The organism is Dactylosporangium maewongense (genome assembly GCF_039531485.1).
Lineage (GTDB): Bacteria > Actinomycetota > Actinomycetes > Mycobacteriales > Micromonosporaceae > Dactylosporangium > Dactylosporangium maewongense.
The window spans coordinates 1-26,041 of record NZ_BAAAQD010000025.1; the positions used below are offsets into that span (position 1 = coordinate 1).

Genomic DNA, 26,041 nt, shown 5'->3' on the forward strand with positions numbered 1-26,041 from the left:
CAGCCGGACCCGGTCGCCCGCGGCCAGCCGCCCGAGCGCCGCCGCCTGCGCGACCGGCCTCAGCGGCGCCGGCCGGGCCCCAGTACCGCGGCCGCGGCGGCACCGGTCGGCGACGTCGTCGGGGCGCAGCGTGTCGAGCCACTCGTGCAGCGCCTTCACAGTGTCGGCGAGCAACGGGGCGATCGCCGACCCGTCGCCCGGGTCGGCGCCCATCGGCAGCCCCGCCCGCAGCGCCGGCGCGTCCGCGGCGAGGTCCAGCAGCGCCTCCACGACGCTGAGCCGGGTCGGCGCGCGCAGGCCGATCGTCAGGTGCAGCGACCAGTCGTCGAGCGCACCGGCGGCGTGCAGCCAGCCTCGCGGCAGGTACAGCGAGTCGCCCGGCTCCAGGACCGCGTCCAGGTGCGGCTCGCCCGCGGCGACGGCGGCGACCTCCTCGGCACGGCCGCCCCACGGCTGCCGCTCGACGGGGTCGGGGACCACCGGCGGGTGCACCCGCCACCGTTTGGTGCCCGCGACCTGCAGCACGAAGACCGCGTGCGTGTCGTAGTGCGTGGCGAAGCCCTGGTTGCCAGGCGGCGTCAGGTACGCGTTCACCTGCACCGGCACGCCCAGCTCCCGGCCCAGGTCACCGGCCAGGTCGACCAGCGGCGGCCACAGCCGGTGCAGGCCCTGCAGCACCAGCGTCGCGCCGCCGGCGAGCTGCTCGAAGACCCGCTCGTCCAGGATCTGGTCGCCGACCTCGGCTCCTGGTCCGCCGCCGCCGGTGTACCGCGCGGCGGGGATCACCTTGCCCTGCCGGGCCATCCGCACGAACGGTGTGCGCAACGCCCGGCGGCTCAGCAGCTCGTCGACGTCGTCGAGGTCGAGCAGGTCGGTGTAGTCATCGGCCCGGCGCGACAGCAGCGGCGCGCGGTCCCAGTGCCGCTCGGCGAAGTCGTCGGCAGGGATCGGGACGCATCGGCGCAGCGCTGACCTCACCTTCTGACCGGCGCCGCCGCTGTCTGCGGTCATTCGCTCGCGCCGCCGTCCGCGCCGCCGTCCGTGGCGCGCGCGTCAGCGCCGCCGTCGTTGGGGCCCTCATCGGCACCGCCGTCGGCGCCGCCGTCCTCGGCCTCGATGTTCGCCCCGCCGTCGGCGGTGCCCTCGTCCATGGTCGCGCCACCGTCCGCGCCGCCGTCGTGCGCGGCCGGCACGGCACCGCCGTCGGCGGGTCCCTCGGGGCCCGGGCCGGGCGGGGTGGTGGTGATGTCGTCGTCGTTGAGCGCCATCGCTGAACTCCATCCTGATCGGGTCGGAGCTTCCCGTTACCCCGCCCACCACGAAGGCAATCGAATCGACGCAAAGCGGCTCACGCCCCGCTCAGCCCGGCGTTCCCGGCCGGCGGCGCAGGTCGGCCTCGGTGGCGTGCCGGTGCGCCACGGCGATCAGGTCGTCGAGGTCGGCGGCGGTACGGGCGCCGGGGTTGAGCACGCAGACCCAGCCCTGCCGCCCGTATGCGGGGTGCGGCAGGATCTCGTCGAGCCCGGCGAAGTCGATGCCCGCCTGCCGCTCGGGCAGCTCCGCGGGCGGGTAGCCGAGGTGCGCCTCGAACGCCTCGCGCCCGGCGTGCACGTTGACCCGGAACACGCCCGGCCGGTCCAGCCGCGACGCCTCGTCCCAGCCGGGGGTGTCCCGCCCGACGATCGTCGCGAACGGCATCCTGCGGTCCGGGCCGACGTAGAAGAACCGGTCGCCCCAGCTCGTCTCCGGCGCCCCCGACTCCTGCGTCGCGAGCAGCAGCTCGACGCCGGGCAGGGCGAGGATCCGGCCGGCGATCGCCTCCGGGGTGGCAGCGTCAGTCATGACTTCAACCGTATCGTTGAACCACCCAGTGAAGGTTTGGCGCGCTCCGTCAGTACAGTGGCGGCGAAAGCCTCAAGCGGTGCGCCCTGCACGGGGCATGAACAGCCGGACCGTGACCCCGCGGGCGGTGCTGGTGATGTGCAGGTCCCGGCACAGGTTCCGGACCATCCACAGGCCGCGGCCGTTGATCTCCTCGGGCGCCGGCAGCTCCCGCGACACGAACTCCGGCAGGCCCGGCCCGTGGTCGCTGACCTCGACCCGCACGCCCTCATCCGTCTGCTCGATGACGATCCGCCCGCTGCCGCCGCCGTGGCGGATCGCGTTGGCGGCGAGCTCACTGACCGCGATCACCAGATCGCGCACGTTGGACGCGGAGACGCCGGCGAGGCGGGCGGTCTGCTCGACGAGCTCCCGGACGCGGCGTAGGCCATCGCCGGTGAACTCCCGAGTCACAGAGCGTATCCGGTCGCGTGTCATCGGTTACCGCGTCCTTACGCCCGTCTCGTGGCCTGCCAACTCGTGGCCTGCCAATTCGTCCCCCGAGCAGGACAGTACCCATCAGGCGCGCTCCCGAACCGTGCCGGACCCGTGCTGGCCGGCGGTCACACGGGCAGCTGCTGGGCGGTGGGTCGCAGGACGTCGCGGACGAGGTCGGAGGCCTGCGGCATGCCCGGGCGCGCGGTCGCGCCGGCACAGGCCTGGGACTCGGCGGCCCAGGCGGCGGTGGCCAGGTCGGCGAGCTCTGCGGCGGGGATGCCAGCGCGCAGCAGCGGGAACTCCTCGGTCGACTCGCGCCGGGTGTGGGCCAGCAGCATGGCGTGGACGGCGGCCAGGCCGTCGACGTCGCCGAGGCTGATGGAGACGTCGGCGAGGGCCTCGCTGATCCGGCGCTCCTCGTCGAGCAGGTGGTCGGCGAGGTGGTCCGGGGGGTCGAGGTGCCGGGTGAGCGGGTGGACGATCTCCTCCTCGATCGTCTCGTGGACGGCGATCATCCAGGCGAGCTCGCCGAACGCGGTGTAGCGGTCCTCCCCCGCGGCGGCCGCGGTCCTGTCGAACTGCTCGTCGATCCGGGACTGGTGCTCGGTGAGCATCGCCGGCAGGTCGGCCACGCCGGCGGCCGGCATCGCGGCCATCAGCTCCTGCGGGTCACGGTCCTCGTGCAGGCGGAGCAGGTCGCCGGCGGTGTGGAGGGCGGCGAGCTCCATCTGCAGGTGCAGCTCCCACAGCTGGCGCAGCCGGCGGTCGGTCTCCTGCTCCAGGAACGTGTGGTACATGGCGCAGGCGGCGCACTCCTGGACGACCAGCTGGGCCCAGAGGCTCTGGTCGCCACCCGGGGACAGGGCGGCCCCGGCGAACGGGTGCAGCGCGGCGAGCGTGTCGTGGCGGGCCGTGGCGGCCAGGCCGAGGCGCTGCACGGCACGCTGGGACTCCAGGTCGGGGCAGCGCAGGGCGGCACGGCGGTTGAACAGGGCGGCGGCCGCCTGGAGGGCTTCCATCTCGTCGACCCGGCCGCTCGCGCCGGGCTCGGCGGAGCGCAGTTGGGTCGCCTCGACGTCGAGCTCGTGCCAGTGCCGGCCCTGGCGGCCTACCGGCAGTCCCGGGTGCTCCAGCGGGTTGAACATGGGCCCTCCCTCGGCAAACCGAACCAGGCGTGACGAATCCGAACAAAGCGTGACAAACCAGCAAGTTCGCGCGGCGAATCCGAACCAGGCGTGACGCGGGACGCGTGACAAGGAAGCGCTACCCAGCTTCGGCGGCGCGACACCCATCCTCCTCCGATCCGGGGGCTCGCGAAGCAAAGATCGAGCGCCGGGAACGACCCATTGACTTTTAGTTAACTTTCTTTATCGTTGGGCATCAATCAGACCAACGCTGGAGGCATAGATGGCGCTACGACACCGGCTGGTGCTGGTCGCCGCCGCGACGATCCTGGCGGCGGGCGGCACGGCCGTCCTCGCCGGGACCGCGGAAGCGGCCGGCTCGCTGACCGCCACCCTCACGTACGACTCCGACTGGGGCTCCGGCTACCAGGCGAAGTACACGATCGCGAACGGCTCCGCGGCGACCGTCACGTCGTGGAAGGTCGAGTTCGACCTGCCGGCCGGGACCACGCTCGGCAGCTACTGGGACACCCTGGCCGGCCAGGCCGGCACCCACGTCACCGCGACGAACCGGACCTACAACGGCACGCTCGCGCCGGGCGCGTCGACCAGCTTCGGGTTCCTCGTCTCCGGCGGCGGCAAGCCCGCCAACTGCAAGCTCAACGGCGCCAGCTGCGCCGGCGTGGCCGACACGCAGGCGCCGACCGCCCCGGCGAGCCTGCGCGGCACCGGTGCCACCTCGTCCAGCGTCAGCCTGGCCTGGAACGCCTCGACCGACAACGTCGGCGTCACCGCGTACGACATCTACCGCGGCGGCACCCTGGCCACCACCGTCACCGGCACCAGCGGCACGGTCGGCGGGCTGTCGGCGTCGACGGCCTACACGTTCACGGTCAAGGCGCGCGACGCCGCGGGCAACACCTCCGCCGCGAGCAACCAGGTCAGCGTCAGCACCACCGCGGGTGGTGGTGGCGGCGGCACCGCGGTGCCCGTCGCACCGTACGTCGACATGGGCGCGTGGCCGACCCCGTCACTCCCCGACATGGCGACCGCCGGCAACCTGAAGAGCTTCACCCTCGCGTTCGTCAACAGCGCCGGCTGCAAGGCGTCGTGGTTCAACGCGTACGACCCGAGGGCCGCGTGGGCGAAGGACCAGATCGACGCGATCCGCGCCCGCGGCGGCGACGTCAAGATCTCCTTCGGCGGTGCGAGCGGCATCGAGCTCGCCCAGGCCTGCGGCACTCCCGCGGCCGTCGCGGCGGAGTACCAGGCCGTCGTCGACGCGTACCAGCTCAACTACATCGACCTGGACATCGAGGGCGCGGCGGTGGCCGACCCGACCACGGTCGCGCGCCGGTCGCAGGCCCTCGCGCTGCTGCAGGCCGCCCGGCCCAACCTGAAGATCTCCCTGACCCTGCCGGTCCTGCCGGAGGGCCTCACCGCCGACGGCGTGGCCGTGGTCCGCTCCGCCCGCGACGCCGGGGTGAACCTCGACCTGGTCAACGTCATGGCGATGGACTACCAGCGCAGCAGCGGCGACTACGGCAACTTCGCCGTGCAGGCGGCGCAGTCGACGTTCGCGCAGCTCAAGACCCTGTACCCGGCGAAGACCGACGCGCAGCTGTGGCGGATGGTCGGCGTGACGCCGATGCTGGGCAAGAACGACGACGGCGGCACCTACGACCAGGCCGACGCTCGGCAGCTGGTGGCGTTCGCGCAGGCCAACCACCTGGGCATGCTGTCGTTCTGGGAGACCACCCGCGACCGCAACGCGTGCACCGGCGCGCTCTACATGTGCACCAACATCCCGCAGCAGCCCTACGAGTTCAGCCGCATCTTCGCCGCGTACACCGGCTGAGACCCGCGCTGAGCCGGCTCACGCACCGCGCTGAGACGGCTCACGCACTGAACGGCGTCGCCGGTGGAGCGGACCGGCGGCGCTGTTCGGCCGTGTCGTGCACCGTCTCCGTCGCGGGGTGGGAGAACAGCGCCGGAGCGATCTTCGCCCGCGCCGGCGCCTCGACGCCGACGGGGGCAGGGGCGGCGCTGGGAGCGGGGGCGGGCGCGGGCGCACCGCCGGCGGGTCGCAGTGCGGCGGCGGCGTCGGCGGCGGACACCGCGCCGGAGCAGACCGCCCGCCACAGGGTCATGGCGGCGCCGGACACGGTGACGACCTGCCGGTCGAGGGCCTCCGGCGTCGCACCGGCCTTGGCCAGCACGGCGGCCGCGGCCGGCTGCAGGTCCACCCACGGGCGCACGGTCGCGGCGGTGAACCCGGCCGACGCCCACTGCGCCGCGAGCCGGCTGATCCGCTCCGCGACCGCCAGGGGCACGACGTCGCGACCGCTCGGCCGCTCACCCAGCAGCGCCCGCGCCAGCTCGGTCAGCTCCGCGATCGGCACCCACCCAGCCTCGCCCTCGCTCACTGCGGTCTTCTGGGTCGGGCGGCGGCCAGTGGTCGGTTCCATGCCTCCATGATCCCTCATCGCGTAACCGGCCGGCTACGCGCACCCCTCCATGACAGCGCGTGACGCAGCAGCGGGCGGTAGACGCGGGCCGAGTCGGACAGCGAACCGAAGTGCGAGGTGCCGTTGTCGCCGATGTACGTGGTGGCGATGACCGTCTCGTTGATCTGCCGGCCGGCACGCGCGGCGTGCAGCAGGACGTTCATCTCGTACTCGAACCGTTCGCCCGGGATCCCGCACAGCCAGTGCAGCAGGTCCGCCGGGTAGCCGCGCAGCCCGGTCTGCGTGTCCCGGACGCCGCGGCCGGTCGCGGCGCGGAACAACACGCGGGTGACGGCGTTGCCGAAGCGGCTGCGCAGCGGCACCCGGCCCTCGAAGCGGCGCACGCCGAGCACCATCTGGCCGCCGACCTCCACGTGCTCGGCGACCCGGAGGATGTCCTCCAGGAGGTGCTGACCGTCGGGGTCGGCGCAGACGACCGCCTGGCCGGGGTGCGCCGCGGCGATGTGCCGGAAGCCGGTCTTCAGCGCCGCGCCCTTGCCGCGGTTCGTCCCGTGTCGCAGCACCGTGCAGCCCAGCTCCCGGGCGCGGTGCAGGAGGCCCGCGGCGGCCGGTCCGCTGCCGTCGTCGACCACGACGACGTGCGCCCCCGGCCGCGCCCCGGACAGCGCGATGACGGTGCTGACGAGGCCGTGGCCCGGCTCGTACACCGGCAGCAGAAACATCACGGATGCCTGTTACCCAGCCGGGCGGCGGCGCAATGCCGCCACCACCGCGCGCTCGCGGCGCAGCAGCCCGGCGGGGTCGGCGACGCCCAGGAACCAGAGCCGCGACGCGACGTGCAGCGCCCGCTCCCGCCGCGACGCCGGCTCGCCGCCGGTCGCGGGCACGTCGAGCAGCGCCGCACCACGCAGCCGCAGCACCTTGCGGGCGAGGAACCGGATCCGCGGCAGGTGCCACGCGTGCGAGACCAGCCCGAGCGGGTGCCCGGGGCCGAACTCGTGCCCGGCGAGCAGGCCGTCCTCGACCGTGTGCAGCAGGTTCTCCAGGGTGCTCCGCGACCGGCACTCGGTCCGCAGCGCCGCGTGGCGGTCGAGCCCGGCGGCCCGCGCCCGGGCCACCATCAGGTCACCCTCCCGGCAGCCCTCCGGCGGTCGCGGCGCGCCCTCGGCCGCCTCCGCCCACCCGCCGCTGAACACGACCAGCGGCGCCGCCGCGGCGTCGAACGCGTCCCGGTGCGCCGAGACGTAGCCGATCGCGGCGTCGACCCTGGCGGCACCCGCCGGGGTGAGCACCCATTCCCCGCCGGCGGTCGCGACCCCTCGCCCGAACACCAGCAGCACGGTCGTCACCGGCGCCGTCACGATCCCACCGTACTCACCGCGCCGTGCTTGACTGCGCGGGTGACGGACGATCTCGCCTCGCTGCTGGCGCGGCTGCCGCGGCTCACCGGGCTCGAGCACGACCGGCTCGTCGTGACCGTCGAGCAACGCGGCGACCCCGCGGCGATCGGGCCGCTGCGGGAACGGGTGGGTGAGGCGCCAGGGGAGGCGCTGTTCGGACTGCACCACGCGCTGGTCCGGCTGACCGGCCACGACCCGGTGCTCCCCCTCGACCGCGACGCCTGGCCGCACGCCGTGCGCATGGCGTGGGCCGCCTGGACGCCGGCGACGGAGGCCCGGCCGCGGGTGGAGGACGTCGAGCCGCTCGGCGACGACCGGGCGAGGCTCGTGGTCGCCGACGGGCGCGGCGTCGTCGGCATCGACTACGACCCGACGCCACCCGGCTCGACCTGGCCGCGCTGGTTCAAGTCGCTCCTCGTCGGCGGGTCGCCACTGTACGGGGTGGGCTCCGACTGCGGCACGTGCGAGACCACGCTGCACCTCATCGGGTGGCCGGAGCGGCCCGCGGCGGCGCTGTCGCAGCTGGTGCGGAAGCGGCTCGGCGACGTGACCGCGCTGGACCGGGACGTGCTGGACGCGGTGGCGCCGCTGCTGACGGGGCTGCGCTCCGGGCACTACCTGGCCGCGCTCGCCGACCTGGACCTGGAGCTGGTCAACGACCCGGCCGCGTCCTGGTGCCTGCGGCGCCACGAGCTGCGCGTCGACGAGGAGCCCTTCGACGTGCCGGAGGTCGACTGGCCCGGCACCGGCCATCTCCAGCTGCGCACGACGGTGCCCGGGGTGCGGCCGACGTTCGCCGTGGTGCTGCCGTCCCAGGACCTCGCGGCCGTCGATCCGCGTACCGTGGCGGCACACACGGCAAGGATCGCCGCTGGTGAACGGCCCACCGCCGTGGTCACCGCGTGGGTGGAGGACCGCGACGTGCGGATGGACCACCCCGAGCGGTTCTTCGTCGGGGTGATCCTCGACGGACACCACAAGCTCGTCGCGTACGCGCGGCACGGCGTCCCGGCGCGGGTGCTGCTGCTGTGCCGGGTCGAGGACTCGTGGGGCCCTCCCGCCGACCGCACCGCGTTCCTGCGTGCGGTGCTCGACAGCATGGTCGGCTGAGCTACAGACCCGGCAGGGCACTCCGCGTGAAGGCGTCCAGGACGACCTTCGGGCCGGTGACGACGCCGTCCACGCGGACGACCGATCCGGTCACGGTGACGGTGGCGTTCGCGAGCGGGGCGGTGCCGCTGCCGTACGCGGTGCGCTGCGCGGCGGCCGACTGCTCAGCGGCGGCCGGGGACGCCGCGGCGGAGCACACCACGGCGTGGATCTTCGCGTCCGACGACGGGCGGAGCGTGCCGACGGCGACGGCACCGGTCGCGGTGCTGGCGTAATGGGCGACCACGACGCCGCCGAGGCAGTCGGCGAGGGAGCGCGGCACCGGATCGCCGGCGAGGGACCTCGCCGCGCTGACGACGTCCAGCGTCGCGCCGGCGCTGCCGATGAGGACGTCGGAGCCGATGGCGCGGACCACCGGGTAGACGCCGGCGGCCCGGTCGGCGGACTGCTTCGGCGCGATCAGGCGGTCGCCGTCGGCGGTCCAGCCCTTCGCCGTCAGCGCCGCCTGCACCGTGGCCGGGTCCTGGCCGCCGGCGAGCACGGTGACGATCGGGCCGGTGCCGGCGGTGACGGCGTAGGTGGCCGTGGTGTGGTTGATGCCGTAGCCCTCGCCGGGGCTCGCGCTGTGGGTGCCGTAGCCGGCGAGGGCCTTCCACTCCGCGCCGAGACCGTTGAGCGCGGTGGTGTCGGAGAACCGCACCACCTTGCGGGTGGCGTCGCCCGCCTCGATCCGGCCGAGCGCGGTCAGGAACGCCGTGCCGCTGGGCGTGCTGCTGGCGCGGCGCGTCGGGCTGGTGCCGGTGACGCCGGCGTTCGAGTGGTCCGACGACCTGTTCTTCGTGCGCTTCGGCTTGGACGAGCAGGCGGCCATGGAGAACGCCAAGGAGAAGGCGAGGATCACTCGCAACGCATGCATGGGCGCGATCCTAGGAACGGCCGTCAAGCATCGGCATTGACCGCGGTACATGAGCGCGTTACTTTGAGGATTCTTTACAGAAAGGTGGAGGACGTGCTGCCGAGGCACGAGCTGGACGTGCCGGACCCGGCGCCGCTGCCGTTCGCGATCGGCTCGTTCGACTGGTTCGGGCCGATGGCGCGGGCCGGCTTCCCGCACCGGCACAGCTTCCACGAGATCGTCTACGTCACCCGCGGCACCGGCGCGCACGTCGTGGACCTCGCCGCGCACCGCCTGCGGCCGCCGCAGCTCTTCGCGGTCGCACCCGGGCAGGTGCACCACTGGCGGGACGTCTGCGGGCTCGACGGCTGGGTGATCGTCTTCGCCGACGACGCGCTGCACCAGCACCCGGAGGACCGCCGCGCCCTGACGGCCCTGTCGGCCGCGCCCGGGCTGCGACCCGCCCCCGGCGACGCGGCCGGCCTCGAGTCGCTGCTGGCCGCGATGGCGCTCGAGTACACCGAACGCCGGCCGGGCTTCACCACCGTCCTGGCCGCGCTGCTGCACGTGCTCGTCGTCCGCGCGCTGCGCCTCGGCGCGCCGAGGCCCGCGGATCCGGCGCCGGGCGTGGCGGAGCGGTTCGGCCGGCTGCTCACCCACGACACGGGGATCGCGCCGACCGTGCGGGCCTACGCGGCGCGGCTCGGCGTCTCCACCAGCCACCTGACGGAGGCGGTGAAGGCGTCAACCGGCGAGCCGCCCGGCCGGCTGATCCGCCGCGCCCAGGCCCTGGAGGCGCGGCGGCTGCTGGCCCGGACCGGGCTGAGCGTCGCGCAGGTCGCGCACGCCGTCGGGTTCGCCGACCCCGCGTACTTCTGCCGCTTCTTCCGCCGCGAGGTCGGCGTCACCCCCGGCCGGTTCCGGGAGCTCAACCGGGAGTGACCCCGAACTTGCAGTACACGTGCCTCCTGGGGAGGAGCCGGCCCGCCCGGTGCGGCGCCCGGGCGGGCCGGGGTCTCAGGTGCGGTACCAGCGCTGGTTGGCGCCGCCGTTGCAGGTCCAGATGGCCAGCGGGGTGCCGTTGGCCGTGCCGTGCGCGGTCGCGTCGAGGCACTTGCCGGACGCGACACTGACGACGGTGCCGTCGGCGTTGACGCTCCACTGCTGGTTGGCGCCCGTGTGGCAGTCGTAGATGATGACCGGCGTGCCGTCCGCGGTGGCGGCACCATTCACGTCCAGGCACTTGCTCCGCGGTGAAAGGCTGAACCAGCACATGCGCATCGTCGGCGTCACCGGCACCGAACTGTTTCTCACCGGCCCGCTGCAGGTCGTCCGCGTCGAGGTCGAGGACTGGCCGGGACGGCTGGACATCACCGGCGACGGCGTCGCGGGCCACGCCGACGTCCACAGTGGACCTCTGGTCGAGGTCGGCGTCTCGTGTACCGCGCCGCCCGGCGCGACGGTGCCGATCCGGGTGACCGCCACCGGTGGGCACACGGTCGAGGCCTCCCTCGTCGTCGCCGAGCCGGGATGGACGGTGTGGATGGTCCCGCACTTCCACTACGACCCGGTCTGGTGGAACACCCAGGCGGCCTACACGGCGACGTGGGACCGCGAGGGCCGCCTCGGCACCGAGTTCCGGGCCGCGTTCCAGCACACCGGCTTCGACCTGGTCCGGCTGCACCTGGAGACCGCCCGCCGCGACCCGGACTACAAGTTCGTCCTCGCCGAGCTCGACTACCTGAAGCCCTACTGGGACAGTCACCCCGAGGACCGCCGGTACCTGCGGACCCTGCTCGCCGAGGGCCGCCTCGAGCTCATGGGCGGCACCTACAACGAGCCCAACACCAACCTCACCTCCGCCGAGTCGACGATCCGCAACCTGGTGCACGGCATCGGCTTCCAGCGCGACGTCATCGGCGGCGACCCCCGCACCGCCTGGCAGCTCGACGTCTTCGGGCACGACCCGCAGTTCCCCGGGCTCGTCGCCGACGCCGGCCTCGACTCGTCGTCGTGGGCGCGCGGCCCGTTCCACCAGTGGGGCCCGATGCTGTGGACGTACGAGCCGCGCGACGGCTGGGGCGACCCGTCGGCGATGCAGTTCAGCTCCGAGTTCGAGTGGATCTCCCCTTCGGGGCGCGGCGTGCTGACCCACTACATGCCCGCGCACTACTCGGCCGGCTGGCACATCGACGCCCAGCCGACCCTCGCCGGCGCGCAGCAGAGCGTCTACGAGCTGTTCCTGCTGCTGAAGAAGGTCGCCGCGACCCGCAACGTGCTGCTGCCCGTCGGCACCGACTACACGCCACCGGCGAAGTGGGTGACGGAAATCCATCGCGAGTGGAATTCCCGCTACGCCTGGCCCCGCTTCGTGTGCGGGCTGCCCCGCGAGTTCTTCGCCGCGGTCCGCGCGCAGCTGGCCGCCGACGGTGTCCCGGCCGCGCCGCAGACCCGCGACATGAACCCGGTCTACACCGGCAAGGACGTGTCGTTCATCGACACCAAGCAGGCGCAGCGGCACGTCGAGGCGCTGCTGGTCGACGCGGAGCTCTTCGCGACCGTCGCCGCCGCGCTGCACGGCGCGCAGTTCCCGCACGCCGAGGTCGACAAGGCGTGGCGGCAGCTCGTGTACGGCGCCCACCACGACGCCATCACCGGCAGCGAGTCCGACCAGGTGTACCTGGACCTGCTGACCGGCTGGCGGGAGGCGCACGACCTGGCGGGGTCCGTGCTGGACGGGGCGCTGGACCGGCTCGGCCCGCGACCCGGCGGAGGGCCGGACCGGTCCGTGGTCGTCTTCAACCCGTCGGCCTGGCCCCGCACCGACCTGGTCCGGGTCCGCGTCGACCTGCCCCGCCCCGGCACGACCGGCCTCACGGTCGGCGACCTGCCCGTCCAGCTGGAGCACCCGCGCCACCACGAGGACGGCACCGTCGCCTCGGTCGACGTGGTCTTCCGCGCCACCGAGGTGCCGTCGCTGGGCTACCGCGCCTTCCCCCTGGCGCTCTCCTCCGCCCCGGCCCCCGCCCCGGCCTTCGGCTGGACTGCGACCGGGGGCGAGCCGGTCATCGCCAACGACGTCTACCGCCTCACGGTCGACCCGGCCCGCGGCGGCTGCGTGTCGAGCCTCGTCGACCTGCGCACCGGCCGCGAGCTGCTGCGGCCCGGCCGGGTCGGCAACGAGCTGCTCGTCTACGACGAGTACTCCGCCCACCCCCGCTTCCACGAAGGGCCCTGGCACCTGCTGCCGAAGGGCCCCGCCACCCACGGCTCCGCCCGGGAGCCCGCCACCGGCGTCCTGGTCGAGCACGGCCCGCTCGGCGAGCGGATCACCGTCACCGGCGCGGCCGGCCCGCTGCGGTTCACGCAGACCCTGACCCTCTGGCACGGCGACGAGCGCCTCGGCCTCGCCACCCGGGTCGACGACTTCACCGGCGAGGACCACCTCGTCCGGCTGTGCTGGCCGGTGGACGTCCCCGGCGGGCTGCCCGTCAGCGAGGTCGGCAACGCCGTCGTCGGCCGCGGCTTCGGGCTCGTCGAGGTCGACAGCGGGCAGGCGCCGTGGACCCTCGACAACCCGGCGCAGCACTGGTTCGCCGTCTCCAGCACCGCCCGCGTCGACGTGCACGACCTGTCCGGCGTACGCCGGCACACCAGAGCGATCGGGATCGCCGAGATCGTTGCCGCGCAGGACGTGCGGGACCTCGCCGTCGCGCTGGTGCGGCGCGGGGTCACCGCCACGACGTCCCGGCCCGGCGGCCCGCGCTACGGGCGGCTCGCCGTCGACTCCAACCTGCCGGACGTGCGGATCAGCGTCGGCCGGACCGCGTTCACGGAGGCCGTCCTCGCCGCCGCGGACCCCTCGTACGCCGGCGAGGTCGACCGGCAGCTCGCCGCCGCGGGCCGCGCCCGGGTGCTGGTGCCCGCGGCTCGGCCGCTGACGGACGTGTGGGTGCCCAACGCGGACCTCACCGGCGTCCTGGACCTGCCGGTGCTCATCGTCATCGGCGCCGGCGCGGTCGAGGCGCTGTGCGACGACCTCGCCGCCACCGGGACCGTGCCGGTGACGCAGCCGTTGACCGTCATGCCCGACCCCGATCTCGACGACCGGACCGTCGCCATCGTCAACCGCGGCATCCCCGGCTTCGCCGTCGACACCACCGGCGCGCTGCACCTGTCGCTGCTGCGCTCCTGCACCGGCTGGCCGTCCGGGGTGTGGATCGACCCGCCGCGCCGCACCGCCCCCGACGGCTCGACATTCCAGCAGCAGCACTGGACCCACACCTTCGACGCCGCCCTTGTCGCCGGCCCCGGCGACTGGCGGGCCACCGCCCTGGTGCGGCACGGCCACGAGGTGAACCACCCACTGCACGCCCGCGTGGTCCCCGGCTCCTCCGCGGAGTCCGCAAGCTACCTGACCGTCTCATCCGCCGGCGACATCGTCGTCACCGCGCTCAAGCCTTCAGGAAATCCACTCGCCATTGGAATCCCCCCAGCCACGGTCAACAACGTCACGGTGCGCCTCTACGAGGCGTCCGGCTCCCCCACCGACGTCCGGCTCGCCCTGTGGACCCCGGTGGCGGCCGCCCACTCGACCAACCTCCTGGAATCACCCGCCGCCCCGCTGCCCGTGCGCGACGGCGCGGTGCTGCTGTCGCTGGACGGTGCAAGCATCGCGCAGTTCACGGCCGACACAGACCCCATCGCCCCGGCCCCGGCGCCGGCCGCCCCCGCCTACGCGAAGTACTGGCTGCACAACACCGGCCCAGCCCCGACCGGCAACCTCCCGGTGACAGTCCACCTCGACCCACCCGTCGCCACCATCACCCCCACGCCGACCGCCCCGCCCACCACAACCGCCCCGCCGCACGTGCCTGAGGCGGCCGCCGCACCCGACGCGCCCACCACAACCGCCCCGCCCCACGTGCCTGACGCGCCCACCACAACCGCCCCGCCCCACGTGCCTGACGCGCCCACCACAACCGCCCCGCCGCACGTGCCTGACGCGGCCGCCGCACCCGACGCGCCCACCACAACCGCCCCGCCCCACGTGCCTGAGGCGGCCGCCGCACCCGACGCGCCTGACACAGCCGCAACTCCCGCGACTCCGACATCTCCCGCCATGCGCGCCGTGCCCGCGACTTTCGACGCGACCGCAATTCCCACAACGCCCGAAGCGCCGGCACCTCCGGCAACCCTCGCCGTGCCCGCCATGTCCGCAGCTCCTGTCACGTCGGCGGCTTCCGATGCGCTGGCTGCTGCCGTCACACCCGCCACTGATGTCGTGAGCGGCGGCGGGGCGGTGGCCGTGACGGTGACCGTGGCGTCGGATCTGGCCCGCGACCGCGCTGCCGGCACCGTCTCGCTCGAGGTGCCGCCGGGGTTCGGGGCGGAGCCGGGCGGGTTCGCGTTCGACCTTCCGCCGGGCGAATTCGTCCGGCACCAGGTCGTAATCCATCCTCCGTTGGATATTCGGCAGGGGGTGTACTGGCTGCGCGCCAGCACCTCGCACGGTGTCGAGGACTTCGTGCGGCTGCTCGTCGGCGTCGACGGACCCGAAACCGTGACGGCCGCCTGGAGCGACCCCGGCCCGTTGCGACTGCGCCCCGGGCAGTCCAGCCAGCTGGAGCTCTCGCTCGAAACCGACGCCGCCGGGCCGATCGTCGTCGACGTGCAGCTCATCAGCCCGTGGCACACCTGGGACGTGTTCCCGGCACCCTCGCGCCGGGTGGACCTGAGTGGGCGGACGACGCTGCGGATCCCGGTCACGGTCCCGGACGGGCATGACCCGGGCACCTGGTGGGCGCTGTGCAAGGTCGCCCACGCCGGCGAGCTGCACTACACGGCGCCGGTCACCGTCACGGTGCTGCCATGACCGCCGTCGCCTGGGTGGCCGGCAGGCCGCTCGACGTCGCCGCGGTCGACGCGCGGCTCGCGGCGATGCGCCAGGGGCCTTACGCGGCGCGGCTCCCCGACCCGGCCACCGCGGAGGGCCGCAACCTCCGCCGCTGGCTGGTGCAGGTGCTGACCGTGGAGGCGGTCGTCGCCCACGAGGCGCACGCGCTCGGGCTGACAGCGGCCTCCGGCGACGCGCCCCGGCAGGTGACGCTCGCGGAGGCCTTGCGGTCCGGCGGCGTGACCGCGGCGGTCGTCGCGGCCCATCCCCTCGCACGGTCGCTCCGCGCGGTCGTGGCGCCGCCGGTGCCCGCCACCGAGGCGGATACGGCGGCGTACTACGACCGCAACCGGGACCTCTTCCCGTTGGATTTCGCGCAGGTGCGTGACGCGCTCGCCGCCCGGCTCGGCGCGGAGGACGCCGAGCGGCGGTTCGCGCGGTGGCTCGAGGAGCGTTGCGCCGCGCTGGTGCGGTTGTCGCCCGGTTACGAGCACCCCGGCGACCCGAGGCACCCGGACGCCGTGCACCGGCACTGACCGCTCAGCCGGTCAGGTCCAGCGCGGCCCGGACGACGGAGTCCGTGTCGATGCCGTGGTAGCGGTAGACGTCCTCCAGGCCGCCGGCCTGGCCGAACCGTGACACGCCCAGCGACAGCGTCCGCACCCGGTTGACCGTGGCCAGGAACGCGAGTGTGTGCGGGTGCCCGTCGAGGACCGTCACCATCGGCGCGGCCCGGTGCTCGGGAAACACCTGGTCGAGGATCCACGACGGCCCGTCGCCCTGCCCGCGGCGCGCCTGGACCGCCTCGAACAGGCGGCCGGGGCTGGTCACGCAGATGACCTCGGCGTCGACGCCGAGGCCAGCGAGCCGGTCCGCGGCCGCCAGGGTCTCGGTGACCATCGCGCCCATCCCGACGAGCGTGACCGCCGGGGTCGCTCCCGTCGCGGCGCGCAGCGTGTACGCCCCGGCCAGGACCTGGCGGCGGCGCCGCTCGCGGGCGGCCGGGTCGGTGGGGACCGCGGCCAGGGCCTGGTTGACCGGGCGGGTCGACAGCCGCAGGTAGGAGGAGCTGCCGTCGGGCCGGCCGAGGCGGGAGATCGCGTCGAACAGCGTCCACTCGACCTCGATCGCGAACGCCGGCTCGAAGCTGACGCAGCCGGGCTGCTCCAGGCCGATCGACGGCGTCTTGATCGACTGGTGCGCGCCGCCCTCGGCCGCGAGGCTCACCCCGGACGGGGTGCCGACGAGGATCGACTGGCCGCCGGCGTAGATGCCGTAGGACCAGGGTTCGAGGGCCCGCTCGACGAACGGGTCGTACAGCACCCCGATCGGGAACAGGGGCTGGCCCCAGCGGCTCCAGGTGGCGCCGAGCTCGCCGATGAGACCCACCAGGTTGACCTCGGCGATGCCCAGCTCCATGTGCTGGCCGGTGGGGCGCTCCCGCCAGTGCATGGTGGTCTCGCTGTCGTCGGCGAACCAGTTGTGCCGCTCCGTCGGCGACCACACGCCGACCTTGTTGAGCCAGCCGGCGAGGTTGGTGCTGGAGCTGACGTCGGGGCTGACGGTGACCACCCGGCGGGCCGCCTCGGGCGCCTCGCGGGTCAGGTCGAGCAGCGCCCGGCCGAGCGCGGCCTGCGTGGTGGACGTGCCGGACGGCGTCCGGCCGATATCGGTGGGGATGGCGGGCGGCGCCACGGCCGCCGGGGTCTCGCGCCGCAGCCGGTCCGCCGTGTCGCGGCACAGCCTGCCCGCGGCGGAGTCGGCGGCGAACCGCACCCACGGCCGACCGGCGTCCATGCCCAGGCCGGCGGCGAGCTGCTCGTACTGCTCGACGGTCAGCAGCGAGGAGTGGTTCTGCGGGTGGCCCTGGGTGGGCAGGCCGTAGCCCTTGATGGTGTACGCGATGACGACCGTCGGGCGGGTGTCGTCGATCTGCGCGAAGGCGGCTCGCAGCGCGTCGAGGTCGTGGCCGCCGAGGTTGCGGATCGCCTTCGTCAGGGTGTCGTCGTCGAGGTCCGCGACCAGCGCGGCGACCTTCGGGTCGGTCCCGGGGAGCCGGGCCCGCAGCTCGTCGGCGCCGCAGCGCAGCAGCCGCTGGTACTCCGGGTTGGGCATGTCGATGATCCGGCGCTTGAGCTCCGCGCCGCCCGGCCGGGTGAACAGCTCTTCCAGGAGCCGGCCGAACTTCACCGTGATGACCTGCCAGCCGGCGGCGGCGAACATCTGCTCCAGCCGGCCGGCGGCGATGTGCGGCACGACCCGGTCCAGGGACTGCCGGTTGAGGTCGACGATCCAGACGACCTCGCCGAGCTCTGCGACGGACGCGTCGAGCATCGCCTCCCACACGGCGCCCTCGTCGAGCTCGGCGTCGCCGACGAGTGAGTACTGCCGGCCGCCGCCGGTCCTCGCGTCGGTCTGCGCGTCGACGAACCGCCTGGCGATCGCGCCCCAGATCGGTGCGGTCGCGCCGATGCCGACCGAGCCGGTCGAGTAGTCGACGGGGTCGGGGTCCTTCGCGCGGCTCGGGTAGGACTGCAGCCCGCCGAACTCCCGCAGCCGTGGCAGGTAGGACTCGTCCAGCTCGCCGAGCAGGTAGTTGACGGCGTGCAGGACCGGCGACGCGTGCGGCTTGACCGACACCCGGTCTCCCGGCCGCAGCTGCTCGAACCACAGCGACGTCATGATCGACACCATCGACGCGCACGACGCCTGGTGCCCGCCGACCTTGAGCCCGCTCGGGTTGGGCCGGACCCGGTTGGCATGGTGGACCATGGCCGTGGACAGCCACAGCACCCGGTCCTGGACCTGCTGCAGGGCGTCGGGCTCGGCCTGATCCGTCACGGGCACCACCGGTGTGTGGAGGATGCTGGTCATGATGCCACAGTAGGTTGGAATATATGATAGACGCAAGAGTCTCCTGTAGTCGCCGTCGCAGGTGTACGACTCCCCTGCGTGGCAAGGCGATCCAGGCAACACACCGAAACGCACGCGGATGCGCTACCGTATATTCGTGGTGTCTGAGGCGTCGCTCGAGAAGTCAGCCGGCCGGGTCGGACTGCGGTCCGTCGCCGGGCCGAACTCCGCCGTGGACCGGGTGACCGCCGAGATCAGGCGCGGCGTCCTCAACGGCACACTGAAGGCCGGCTCGAGCTTCTCGATCGCCGACCTGAGCGTGCAGCTCGGGGTGAGCCACATCCCCGTCCGCGAGGCCCTCCGGCGCCTGGAGACCCAGGGGCTCATCACCCTGCGCCCCGGCCGCAGCGCGATCGTCAACCCGCTCGACCGCGACGAGCTCCGCTCGATCTACCGGCTGCGCAAGCTCATCGAGTGCGACCTGGCCGCCCGCGCCTGCATCGGCCTGACCCCCGCCGACCTGGACGAGGCCGAGCGCCTGCTCAAGGCGTTCACCCACTACGAGCTCGACGCCGACGAGTCCTGGGAGATCCACAAGCAGTTCCACCTCGCGCTGCTCCGCCCCGCCCTCACCGAGTGGGACCTGCGCCTGCTGGAGCAGCTGTGGCACGCCTGCGACCGCTACACCCGCGTCGTCTACGAGACCTACCAGATCGACCGCGAGGAGCGCCGCCGCCGGGAGATCGCCCACCGCCTCCTGATCGACGCCGCCCGCACCGGCTCCCCCGCCGAGCTGAAGCTCGCCGTCAACGAGCACCTCGCCGAGCACGAGCTCGCCTGCCTCGAGTGGATGGCCGCTCTTCCCCCAACCTCCTGACACCGCAGGGACGGCAAAGGACCCGACCCCGGACGGGACACGTCCGTGCATCGGGTCCGAGGGCCGGCCAGGGCGTCGCTGCGGCGCGCGGGGCGCCCCGGCCGGCGGTCTTCGTGGTGTTTAGCGGGCCGCGTGCCGTGCGTACGCCTCAGCCATCGCCGGGACGAGGGCCAGCGCGGCGGGTCGGTCCAGCCGGTCGGTGCGCTGCTGCATGATGCCCCCCAGCCGGCGCTCCGGCGGGACCTCGTCGCCGCGGGCGGCGACGAGGGTGTGGAAGTGCGGGTTCGCCTCGCCGAAGGTGAGCAGGTAGGTGGCCGGGGCGCCGGTCACCTCGCTGACGGCGGCGGAGAGGTCGCGGGCGCGGCGGCCGTACGTGGCCAGTTCCGCGTCGCTCAGGCCGCCGATCCGCAGGGCGTGGCGGCGGACCCGCAGCACGAACCAGCCGGGGACGTCGAAGCCGTCGAGCACCTCGCACGCCCAGAGGTCGTCGCGGAAGACCACCGCGGCGTCCTCGAGGGCCTCCATCTCGCAGGGTGTGCAGCCGGCGGTCACGAGGCGCTCCCGGTGACGCGGGTGACGAGCGAGCCGAGGCCCTCGATGGTGCTGACGAGTTCGTCGCCGGGGCGCAGGTAGACGGCCGGGTCGCGGCCGAAGCCGACGCCGGCCGGGGTCCCGGTGAAGATGAGGTCGCCGGGGCGCAGCGGCAGGTGCGACGACAGGAACGCCACCAGCGCGGGTACGGTGAAGATGAGGTGCCTGGTGCGCGAGTGCTGGACCTCGTCGCCGTTGCGGCGGCAGCCGATCTCCAGGTCGTCGGGGTCGCCGAGCTCGCCGGGGGTCACCAGCCACGGGCCGATGGGCCCGAAGCCGGGCAGCGACTTGCCCAGGCCGAACTGCGGCGGCGTGCCGCCGGCGAACTGCAGCGTCCGGTCGCTGAGGTCCTGCCCGATCGTCAGTCCGGCGATGTACGACCATGCGTCCGCCTCGGCGACGTGCCGGGCGGGGCGGCCGATCACCACGACCAGCTCCACCTCCCAGTCCACCGTCGAAGACGGCAGGTCGACGGCGCCGGGGCCGGTGATGCAGGAGCTGAACTTGGGGAAGACCATCGGCTGCGACGGCAGCACCATGCCGGACTCGCCGGCGTGGTCGGCGTAGTTGAGCCCGACGCCGAACACCTGCGACGGCCGCGGCACCGGCGGGCCCGCGTCCGGCGGCGGGGGCAGCGGCGGACCGGCCGGCGGGCGGGTGTCGGCCCAGGCCAGGAACTCGTCCCAGTGGTCGAGGACGTCGTGCGGGTCGGGGCCGAACCGGCCGCCGCTGGCGGACGCGACGTCGACCAGGTCGGCGCCCTCCTGGCTGACGAGGCGGCCGGCGACGTTGGCGAGCCGCATCAGTCGAACACCGTGACGACGGCGTCGGCGTGGATGTCGTCGTTGACGCGGTCGGTGTCGTCCGCGCGGCGCCAGATCTCGTAGCCGTTCTCCCGGCAGATCTTGCCGTCGCGCATCTGGAACGCGTGGATCAGCCTCATGCTGCACCGGGTCCCGGGCGGGAACGGACAGTTGCGGAAGCCTTCCTGCGTGATCGTCAGCTCGAAGATGCTGTCGTCGAAGACCCACTCCTCGGTCGCGAACCGGTGCAGGTTGGTGATCTTGTGGACGCGCATCGCCGCGAAGATCTGCAGGTACTCGGCCTTGACCGTCTCCTTGTCCCGGTGGACGAGGCCGCGGGCGGGGACCTCCCAGACGATGTCGTCGGTGTAGACCGCGATCGCCTGGTCGATGCTCTCCGGGTTCTCGTTGTGGAAGTGCTCGTCCACGGTCGCGTTGTTCAACGCGATGATCGCTTCCCGCTTCTCGGCCTCGGTCTGGGCAGACATGGGTGGCTCCGTTTCTTGCAAAGGAGTGCACGCGCCCAGCAGGGGGCGGACGCTAGAATATATTTTCTAGCCTGACACGCTGCCGGAGCCAGCACAAGACCTTCCGGATCTCGCCCGAACGGCGGAAGCTGCAGCACTGGCCACGCGATGCGAGGAACTCCGCCTACGCTGGTTGTGCGAGAACGGATCGTGTGCGAACGTCTGGAGTCAAACGTATATCCTAGCGCCGCCACAGGATGGAGTTGCCCCATGTCTGTAGAGATGGACGCCGGGTCCCCCGAGCTGATCCGCGAGGCGATCATCGCCCGGAACAACGCGACCGTGGACCAGCACTTCCACAACGAGAACCCCGAGGGCATCGACCTCGCCATCGCGGTCTACACCGACGACATCATCTGGGAGGTCCCCGCCCGCGGCCTCCTGCTCAAGGACAAGGCCGAGGTCAAGGCCGAATACCTGAAGATCTTCGACGCCATGCACGTCCACAGGATCACCAACCTCTACCGGTTCGCGACCGAGGAGTGGGTGTTCGACGACAGCATCTTCGAGATCACGGTGAAGACCGACGGGTTCCGCAACTGCCCGTTCCCGCCCGGGACCCGGTGCAGCATGCGGCTGATCCACGCCTTCCAGATGCGCGACGGCAAGATCTGCCGGGAGAACGGCTACGAGCTGTGGCGCCGCGCGGACGACACCGACCGGGTCAACGACGACATCCCGGCCGACGCGAAGGTAACGGTGTTCGACTGATGGCCGTCCTGCTCATCGGCGCGACCGGCAACGTCGGCCCGCACGTCGCCAGGGCCCTGCTGCGCCGCGGCGACGACGTCGTGCGCGTCCTCACCCGCGACGCCGCCCGCGCCGCCACGGTCCTGCCGCCCGGCTGCCAGGTCGTCGAGGGCGACCCCGGCGACGACGACACGGTCGTGACCGCCGCCGCCGGCGTCGACGCGGTCTTCCTGCTCAGCGGCCACGACCACGACATGGCCGACCTTCAGCTGCGCATCATCCGCGCGCTGCGCCGCCTGCCGGTGCGGATCGTCAAGCTGTCCGGCACCAGCACCGCGATCAACCCCGACGGCCCGTACACCTGCCGCCAGCACTGGGAGATCGAGCAGGTGCTCGTCAACAGCGGGCAGCCGTTCACGATCGTGCGCCCCAACGGCTACATGCAGACGCTGATCGGCACCATCATGATGCCGGCCGTGCGCGCGACCGGGCGCATCCCCAACGCCATCGGCGACGCCGGCATCAGCCTGGTCGACACCCGCGACGTCGGCGACGTCTGCGCGGAGCTGCTCACCGAGGACCGCTGGACCGGGCAGACCGTCGTGCTCACCGGCGGGCGTGCGGTCACGTACCGCGAGATCGCCGGCCTGCTCGGCGCCGAGACCGTCGACATCACCCCTGCCGACGTGCGCGCCTCGCTGCTGGAGCGGGGCACCGCGCTGTGGGAGGCCGAGCACTTCCAGGAGATGTACCAGCTGTTCCGCGATGGGCAGTCGGAGTTCGTGACGCCCGACGTCGAACGGGTCCTCGGCCGCGCACCCCGCACCGTGGAGGACTACCTCCAGGAGCTGGCCGTCTCCTCCCCCGTGAACGCATGAGCGGGCACCTGAGGACCAGCGTGCTGGTCGTCGGCGGCGGGCCGGTCGGGCTGGCCACGGCGATGGAGCTGGACCATCACGGCGTCGCGTCGGTGGTCGTCGAGCCGCGGGAACACGTCTCCTACCTGCGCCCCCGCGCGAAAACGACGTCGGCGCGCACGATGGAGCTGTTCCGCCGGTGGGGCCTCGCCGACACCGTCCGGCAGCGCGCCCCGCTGCACGTCGAGTGGTCCAAGGACATCGTCTTCTGCATGTCGGTCACCGGCCGCGAGGTGACCAGGCTGACCGGCACGCTCGGGCTCGCCCTCGCCGGCACCGACGTCGCTGCCGAGCCGGGCCAGCAGGTGGCGCAGCCGATCGTCGAGCAGGCGATGCGCGACGCCCTCGGCCGCCCGGAGAGCCACGCGACGCTCCTGCTGGGCCGGCGGGCCGTCGCGTTCGACGAGCGCGGCAGCACAGTGGTCGTGACGATCGAGGACGCGGACGGCACCACGTCGACCGTCGAGGCCGACTACGTCGTCGGCGCCGACGGGCCGCGCAGCGCCGTCCGCACCGCGATGGGCGCGGTGTACGAGGGGTCCAGCCTCCCCCGCCCGAACGTCAGCATCACGTTCGAGTGCGCCGAGCTCGGCGACCTGATCCCGCACGGCAACGCCGTCCAGTACTGGGTGCTCGACGCCGCCGCACCCGGGCTCGTCGGCCGCCTCGACCTCGACGGCACCTGGTGGGCGATCGCCACGGTCCGCCCGGACGAGGACGAGGACGACGACCACACCGGCGAGGTCGACGCCACCGCGCTCGTGCACCGGCTGCTCGGCCGGGAGCTGCCGATCAAGGTGATCGCGACCGACCCGTGGTGGGCACGGACGCTGATCGCCGACAGGTTCCGCCGCGGGCGGCTGTTCGTCGCCGGCGACGCCGCGCACCAGAACCCGCCGTGGGGCGGCCACGGGTACAACACCGGCATCGGCGACGCGGTCAACCTCGGCTGGAAGCTCGCCGCCGTCATCAACGGGTGGGCGCCGGAGGCGCTTCTGGACAGCTACGAGGCCGAGCGCCGCCCGGTCGCGCAGCGGTTCGTCGCGGCCGCCGCGGAGAACGGCAAGAGCGGGCCGGCGGTCCTCTCCGCCGCGGCCGGCCTGACCAGCGGTGGCACCACCGAGGAGGCCGCCGCGGTCATCCAGGCGGCGAAGCGCACCGAGTTCCACAGCGACGGCCTGGTGCTCGGCGTCGGCTACACCGAGTACGCCGACGTGCAGACCACCAACGGATCCGACTACCTGCCGGTGGCCGCCCCGGGCAACCGGCTCCCCCACACCTGGCTGCCCGACGGGCAGTCCCTGTTCGACCGGCTCGGGCCCGAGCTCACCATCATCGGCCCGGCCTGGCACGCCGCCGTGTTCATCCGCCACGCCGAGCGGCACGGCATCCCCCTGGCCGTGCTCGACGACCCCTCGCTCGGACTGGACGCGTTCTTCAGCGGACGACTGGTGCTGGTGCGCCCCGACCAGCACATCGCATGGATCGGCCGTCCGGTCCCGGACGCCGAGGCCGAGCGGATCGTCGACGAGGCGATCCGCGGAGAATGGAGACACCAACCATGACACCCACCGCCACTCCCTTCACCCACACCAGCGCCGACGGCCTGACGGTCACGGGCCGCCGGAACACCCCGCAGACGCCGGCCGCGGCCGCGCAGGTGCCGCTCGTCATCGCGATCCACGGCGGCACGTACACCTCCGAGTACTTCGACATCCCCGGGTACTCGCTGCTGGAGCGGGCCGCCGCGCTCGGGATCCCGGTCATCGCCCTCGACCGCCCGGGCTACCTCGGCAGCACCCACGTGGAGCCCGGCGAGTCGATCATCCTCGCCAACGCGAAGGCCCTCGACCGGGTCATCGGCGAGCTGTGGCAGCGGCACGGCGAGGGCCACGCCGGCGTGTTCGTCATCGGCCACTCCATCGGCGGCGCCGTCACCACCGCCATCGCCGCCGGGCAGCCGAGCTGGCCGCTGCTCGGCATCGCGGTCTCCGGCTGCCTGCTGCAGGTGCCCGACGGCCCGCGGATGGCGTTCGACGCGCTGCCCGACATCCTGATGATCGACCTGCCCGGCCCGATGAAGGACAGCGTCATGTTCGGCCCGGCCTGGACGCACGACACGACGATGCCCGAGCTGAGCCACAGCTCCGACACGTCCGTGCCGCGGGCCGAGCTGATCGACATCAACAACGGCTGGATCTCCCGGGTACGCGAGGTCAACGCCCAGGTCACCGTGCCCGTGCACGCCCGGCAGGGCGAGTTCGACGCGCTGTGGATCACCGACGCCGCCCAGGCCGCCGACTACGCCGCGTCGTTCACGTCCGCACCGGTCGTCGACGGGCGGCTCGTGCGCAACGCCGGGCACTGCGTCGACTTCCACAACGCCGGCGCGGCCCTGCAGCTGAGCCAGCTCGCGTTCGCCCTGGAGGTCAGCGTGGCCAAGGACCCCAGTTGAGCACTGCTCTGCTGAACGCCCGGGTGTTCGACGGGTCACGCCTGGGGGACCCCGCCACGGTCGTGATCGCGAACGGTCTCATCGCACCACCGGGCACGGCGGCCGCGGAAACGATCGACGCCCGGGGGGCCGCGCTGCTGCCCGGGCTCATCGACACGCACGTCCACGTCACCGAGGTCGCGCACCTGGAGGCGGCCGCCCGGTGGGGCGTCACCACCGCGCTCGACATGGGGTGCTGGGACGCGGGCATCCCCGGCAGGCTCAAGGGCCTGCCGGGCCTGCCGGACGTCCGCATCGCCGGCAACCTCGCCAACGCGCCCGGCTCGCACTTCGTGAAGCACATGGGGTTCGGGCCGTCCAGCACCGTGACGGGGCCGCAGGACGCGACCCGGTTCGTCGCGGACCGGGTCGCCGAGGGCGCCGACTACATCAAGATCGCGGTCGAGGACCCGAAGATCCCCGGCACGAAGGCGCTGAGCCCCGAGACCGTCGCCGCTGTCGTGGAGGCGGCGCACGCCACCGGGCTGCTGACCATCGCGCACGTGGTCAGCGCCGACACGCTCACCGTCGCCGTCCGGGCCGGCGCCGACATCGTCACGCACACGGCGCTGACCAGCGAGCTGGACGCCGCGTTCGAGGCGCTGCTCGCCCGGCGCCGGGTCGTCATCGTGCCGACGCTGACCATGATGGACGGCGTCGTGCGCAACATCGGCGGCAAGCTCATCATGCGGGTGCTGGGCACCCTGATGCCGGGGATGCGGATGCGGTACGAGCATGCCACCGCGACCGTGTCGACGTTCCGGAAGGCGGGCATGACGGTGCTCGTCGGCACCGACAGCAACGACAACGTCAAGACGCCCTGCCAGGTGCCCTACGGCGAGTCGATCCACGAGGAGCTGCGGCGGCTGGTGGACGCCGGCCTCACCCCGGCCGAGGCGCTGCGCGGCGCCACGTCGGCCGCCGCGGACACCTTCGGCCTGGCCGACCGCGGCGTGATCGCCCCCGGCCGCCGCGCCGACCTGCTGCTCGTCGGCGGCGACCCGTCCGCCGACATCGCCGCGACCCGCGACATCCGCGGCGTGTGGATCGGCGGCACGCGGGTCCGCTGACCGCCCC

Annotated in this window: 25 protein-coding genes; 11 read left to right on the plus strand and 14 right to left on the minus strand. The window is 73.4% G+C overall.

The genetic code is table 11. From position 1 onward, the window contains the following. The 5 genes from ABD332_RS44780 to ABD332_RS44800 form a co-directional block, all read right to left on the minus strand. A partial coding sequence (locus ABD332_RS44780) for a cupin domain-containing protein (protein WP_344510471.1) occupies window positions 1-1,011 on the minus strand: 1,011 nt, incomplete at its 3' end. Next, window positions 1,008-1,268: a hypothetical protein gene (locus ABD332_RS44785; RefSeq protein ID WP_344510473.1), complete on the minus strand. Its 261-nt coding sequence runs from the start codon at window positions 1,266-1,268 to the stop codon at window positions 1,008-1,010. The genes ABD332_RS44785 and ABD332_RS44780, both read right to left, overlap by 4 nt. A gap of 91 nt (window positions 1,269-1,359) precedes the next feature. Continuing rightward, window positions 1,360-1,842: a DUF6194 family protein gene (locus ABD332_RS44790; protein WP_344510475.1), complete on the minus strand. Its 483-nt coding sequence runs from the start codon at window positions 1,840-1,842 to the stop codon at window positions 1,360-1,362. A gap of 72 nt (window positions 1,843-1,914) precedes the next feature. Then, window positions 1,915-2,295, minus strand: coding sequence for an ATP-binding protein (locus ABD332_RS44795; protein WP_344510477.1), 381 nt, complete (start codon window positions 2,293-2,295; stop codon window positions 1,915-1,917). A gap of 149 nt (window positions 2,296-2,444) precedes the next feature. Further along, window positions 2,445-3,464, minus strand: coding sequence for a hypothetical protein (locus ABD332_RS44800; RefSeq protein ID WP_344510479.1), 1,020 nt, complete (start codon window positions 3,462-3,464; stop codon window positions 2,445-2,447). Between the two features lie 262 nt (window positions 3,465-3,726). On the opposite strand from ABD332_RS44800, the gene ABD332_RS44805 reads away from it, so the two are divergent. Further along, window positions 3,727-5,301, plus strand: a complete 1,575-nt coding sequence (locus ABD332_RS44805; protein WP_344510481.1) for a cellulose binding domain-containing protein — start codon at window positions 3,727-3,729, stop codon at window positions 5,299-5,301. Window positions 5,302-5,341: 40 nt separating this feature from the next. Here ABD332_RS44805 and ABD332_RS44810 read toward each other — a convergent pair whose 3' ends face one another. Genes ABD332_RS44810 through ABD332_RS44820 form a run of 3 tightly spaced genes read right to left on the minus strand, consistent with a single transcriptional unit; the run spans window position 5,342 to window position 7,272 of the window. After that, the gene (locus ABD332_RS44810) at window positions 5,342-5,911 is read right to left on the minus strand and encodes a hypothetical protein (RefSeq protein WP_344510482.1); all 570 of its coding nucleotides are present in this window, start codon (window positions 5,909-5,911) and stop codon (window positions 5,342-5,344) included. Between the two features lie 14 nt (window positions 5,912-5,925). Continuing rightward, on the minus strand, window positions 5,926-6,633 hold the full coding sequence (locus tag ABD332_RS44815) for a glycosyltransferase family 2 protein (RefSeq protein ID WP_344510791.1): 708 nt from the start codon (window positions 6,631-6,633) through the stop codon (window positions 5,926-5,928). A 12-nt stretch (window positions 6,634-6,645) separates the two neighbouring features. Further along, on the minus strand, window positions 6,646-7,272 hold the full coding sequence (locus tag ABD332_RS44820) for a YdcF family protein (RefSeq protein ID WP_344510484.1): 627 nt from the start codon (window positions 7,270-7,272) through the stop codon (window positions 6,646-6,648). A 39-nt stretch (window positions 7,273-7,311) separates the two neighbouring features. On the opposite strand from ABD332_RS44820, the gene ABD332_RS44825 reads away from it, so the two are divergent. Beyond that, entirely contained in the window at window positions 7,312-8,421 is a 1,110-nt protein-coding gene (locus ABD332_RS44825; protein WP_344510486.1) for a hypothetical protein, read from the plus strand. A 1-nt stretch (window position 8,422) separates the two neighbouring features. Here the strand turns inward: ABD332_RS44825 and ABD332_RS44830 are convergent, their stop codons facing one another. Further along, on the minus strand, window positions 8,423-9,337 hold the full coding sequence (locus tag ABD332_RS44830; RefSeq protein WP_344510488.1) for a hypothetical protein: 915 nt from the start codon (window positions 9,335-9,337) through the stop codon (window positions 8,423-8,425). A 93-nt stretch (window positions 9,338-9,430) separates the two neighbouring features. Here ABD332_RS44830 and ABD332_RS44835 point away from each other — a divergent pair, with 93 nt between their 5' ends. Further along, window positions 9,431-10,258, plus strand: a complete 828-nt coding sequence (locus ABD332_RS44835; RefSeq protein WP_344510490.1) for a helix-turn-helix domain-containing protein — start codon at window positions 9,431-9,433, stop codon at window positions 10,256-10,258. A gap of 75 nt (window positions 10,259-10,333) precedes the next feature. On the opposite strand, the gene ABD332_RS44840 is transcribed toward ABD332_RS44835, so the two are convergent. Further along, a complete protein-coding gene (locus ABD332_RS44840) occupies window positions 10,334-10,687 on the minus strand; it encodes an RICIN domain-containing protein (RefSeq protein ID WP_344510492.1) in 354 nt (117 codons plus the stop codon). On the opposite strand from ABD332_RS44840, the gene ABD332_RS44845 reads away from it, so the two are divergent. Then, on the plus strand, window positions 10,590-15,191 hold the full coding sequence (locus ABD332_RS44845; RefSeq protein WP_344510494.1) for a glycoside hydrolase family 38 N-terminal domain-containing protein: 4,602 nt from the start codon (window positions 10,590-10,592) through the stop codon (window positions 15,189-15,191). The two genes, ABD332_RS44840 and ABD332_RS44845, sit on opposite strands and share 98 nt — an antisense overlap. Then, on the plus strand, window positions 15,188-15,748 hold the full coding sequence (locus tag ABD332_RS44850) for a DUF7158 domain-containing protein (protein ID WP_344510496.1): 561 nt from the start codon (window positions 15,188-15,190) through the stop codon (window positions 15,746-15,748). The genes ABD332_RS44845 and ABD332_RS44850 overlap by 4 nt, the downstream gene beginning before the upstream one ends. 4 nt (window positions 15,749-15,752) lie before the next feature. On the opposite strand, the gene ABD332_RS44855 is transcribed toward ABD332_RS44850, so the two are convergent. Then, window positions 15,753-18,086, minus strand: coding sequence for a transketolase-like TK C-terminal-containing protein (locus ABD332_RS44855; protein WP_344510498.1), 2,334 nt, complete (start codon window positions 18,084-18,086; stop codon window positions 15,753-15,755). A 136-nt stretch (window positions 18,087-18,222) separates the two neighbouring features. On the opposite strand from ABD332_RS44855, the gene ABD332_RS44860 reads away from it, so the two are divergent. Further along, window positions 18,223-18,942 (plus strand): GntR family transcriptional regulator, encoded by a 720-nt coding sequence (locus ABD332_RS44860; protein WP_344510500.1) that lies wholly within the window; start codon window positions 18,223-18,225, stop codon window positions 18,940-18,942. 120 nt (window positions 18,943-19,062) lie between these two features. Here the strand turns inward: ABD332_RS44860 and ABD332_RS44865 are convergent, their stop codons facing one another. Genes ABD332_RS44865 through ABD332_RS44875 form a run of 3 tightly spaced genes read right to left on the minus strand, consistent with a single transcriptional unit; the run spans window position 19,063 to window position 20,824 of the window. Continuing rightward, entirely contained in the window at window positions 19,063-19,467 is a 405-nt protein-coding gene (locus tag ABD332_RS44865; RefSeq protein WP_344510502.1) for a hypothetical protein, read from the minus strand. Window positions 19,468-19,490: 23 nt separating this feature from the next. Further along, a complete protein-coding gene (locus ABD332_RS44870) occupies window positions 19,491-20,336 on the minus strand; it encodes a fumarylacetoacetate hydrolase family protein (RefSeq protein ID WP_344510504.1) in 846 nt (281 codons plus the stop codon). Further along, window positions 20,336-20,824, minus strand: a complete 489-nt coding sequence (locus tag ABD332_RS44875; protein WP_344510506.1) for a nuclear transport factor 2 family protein — start codon at window positions 20,822-20,824, stop codon at window positions 20,336-20,338. The genes ABD332_RS44870 and ABD332_RS44875 overlap by 1 nt, the downstream gene beginning before the upstream one ends. A gap of 249 nt (window positions 20,825-21,073) precedes the next feature. Here ABD332_RS44875 and ABD332_RS44880 point away from each other — a divergent pair, with 249 nt between their 5' ends. The 5 genes from ABD332_RS44880 to ABD332_RS44900 are packed head-to-tail and all read left to right on the plus strand — an operon-like array spanning window position 21,074 to window position 26,034. Continuing rightward, on the plus strand, window positions 21,074-21,574 hold the full coding sequence (locus tag ABD332_RS44880; protein ID WP_344510508.1) for a nuclear transport factor 2 family protein: 501 nt from the start codon (window positions 21,074-21,076) through the stop codon (window positions 21,572-21,574). Then, entirely contained in the window at window positions 21,574-22,431 is an 858-nt protein-coding gene (locus ABD332_RS44885; protein ID WP_344510510.1) for an NAD(P)H-binding protein, read from the plus strand. The genes ABD332_RS44880 and ABD332_RS44885 overlap by 1 nt, the downstream gene beginning before the upstream one ends. Continuing rightward, a complete protein-coding gene (locus ABD332_RS44890) occupies window positions 22,428-24,035 on the plus strand; it encodes an FAD-dependent monooxygenase (RefSeq protein WP_344510512.1) in 1,608 nt (535 codons plus the stop codon). Before ABD332_RS44885 ends, ABD332_RS44890 begins: the two co-directional genes overlap by 4 nt. After that, entirely contained in the window at window positions 24,032-24,925 is an 894-nt protein-coding gene (locus ABD332_RS44895) for an alpha/beta hydrolase (protein WP_344510514.1), read from the plus strand. The genes ABD332_RS44890 and ABD332_RS44895 overlap by 4 nt, the downstream gene beginning before the upstream one ends. Then, the gene (locus ABD332_RS44900) at window positions 24,922-26,034 is read left to right on the plus strand and encodes an amidohydrolase family protein (RefSeq protein WP_344510516.1); all 1,113 of its coding nucleotides are present in this window, start codon (window positions 24,922-24,924) and stop codon (window positions 26,032-26,034) included. Before ABD332_RS44895 ends, ABD332_RS44900 begins: the two co-directional genes overlap by 4 nt. Window positions 26,035-26,041 lie beyond the last annotated feature (7 nt).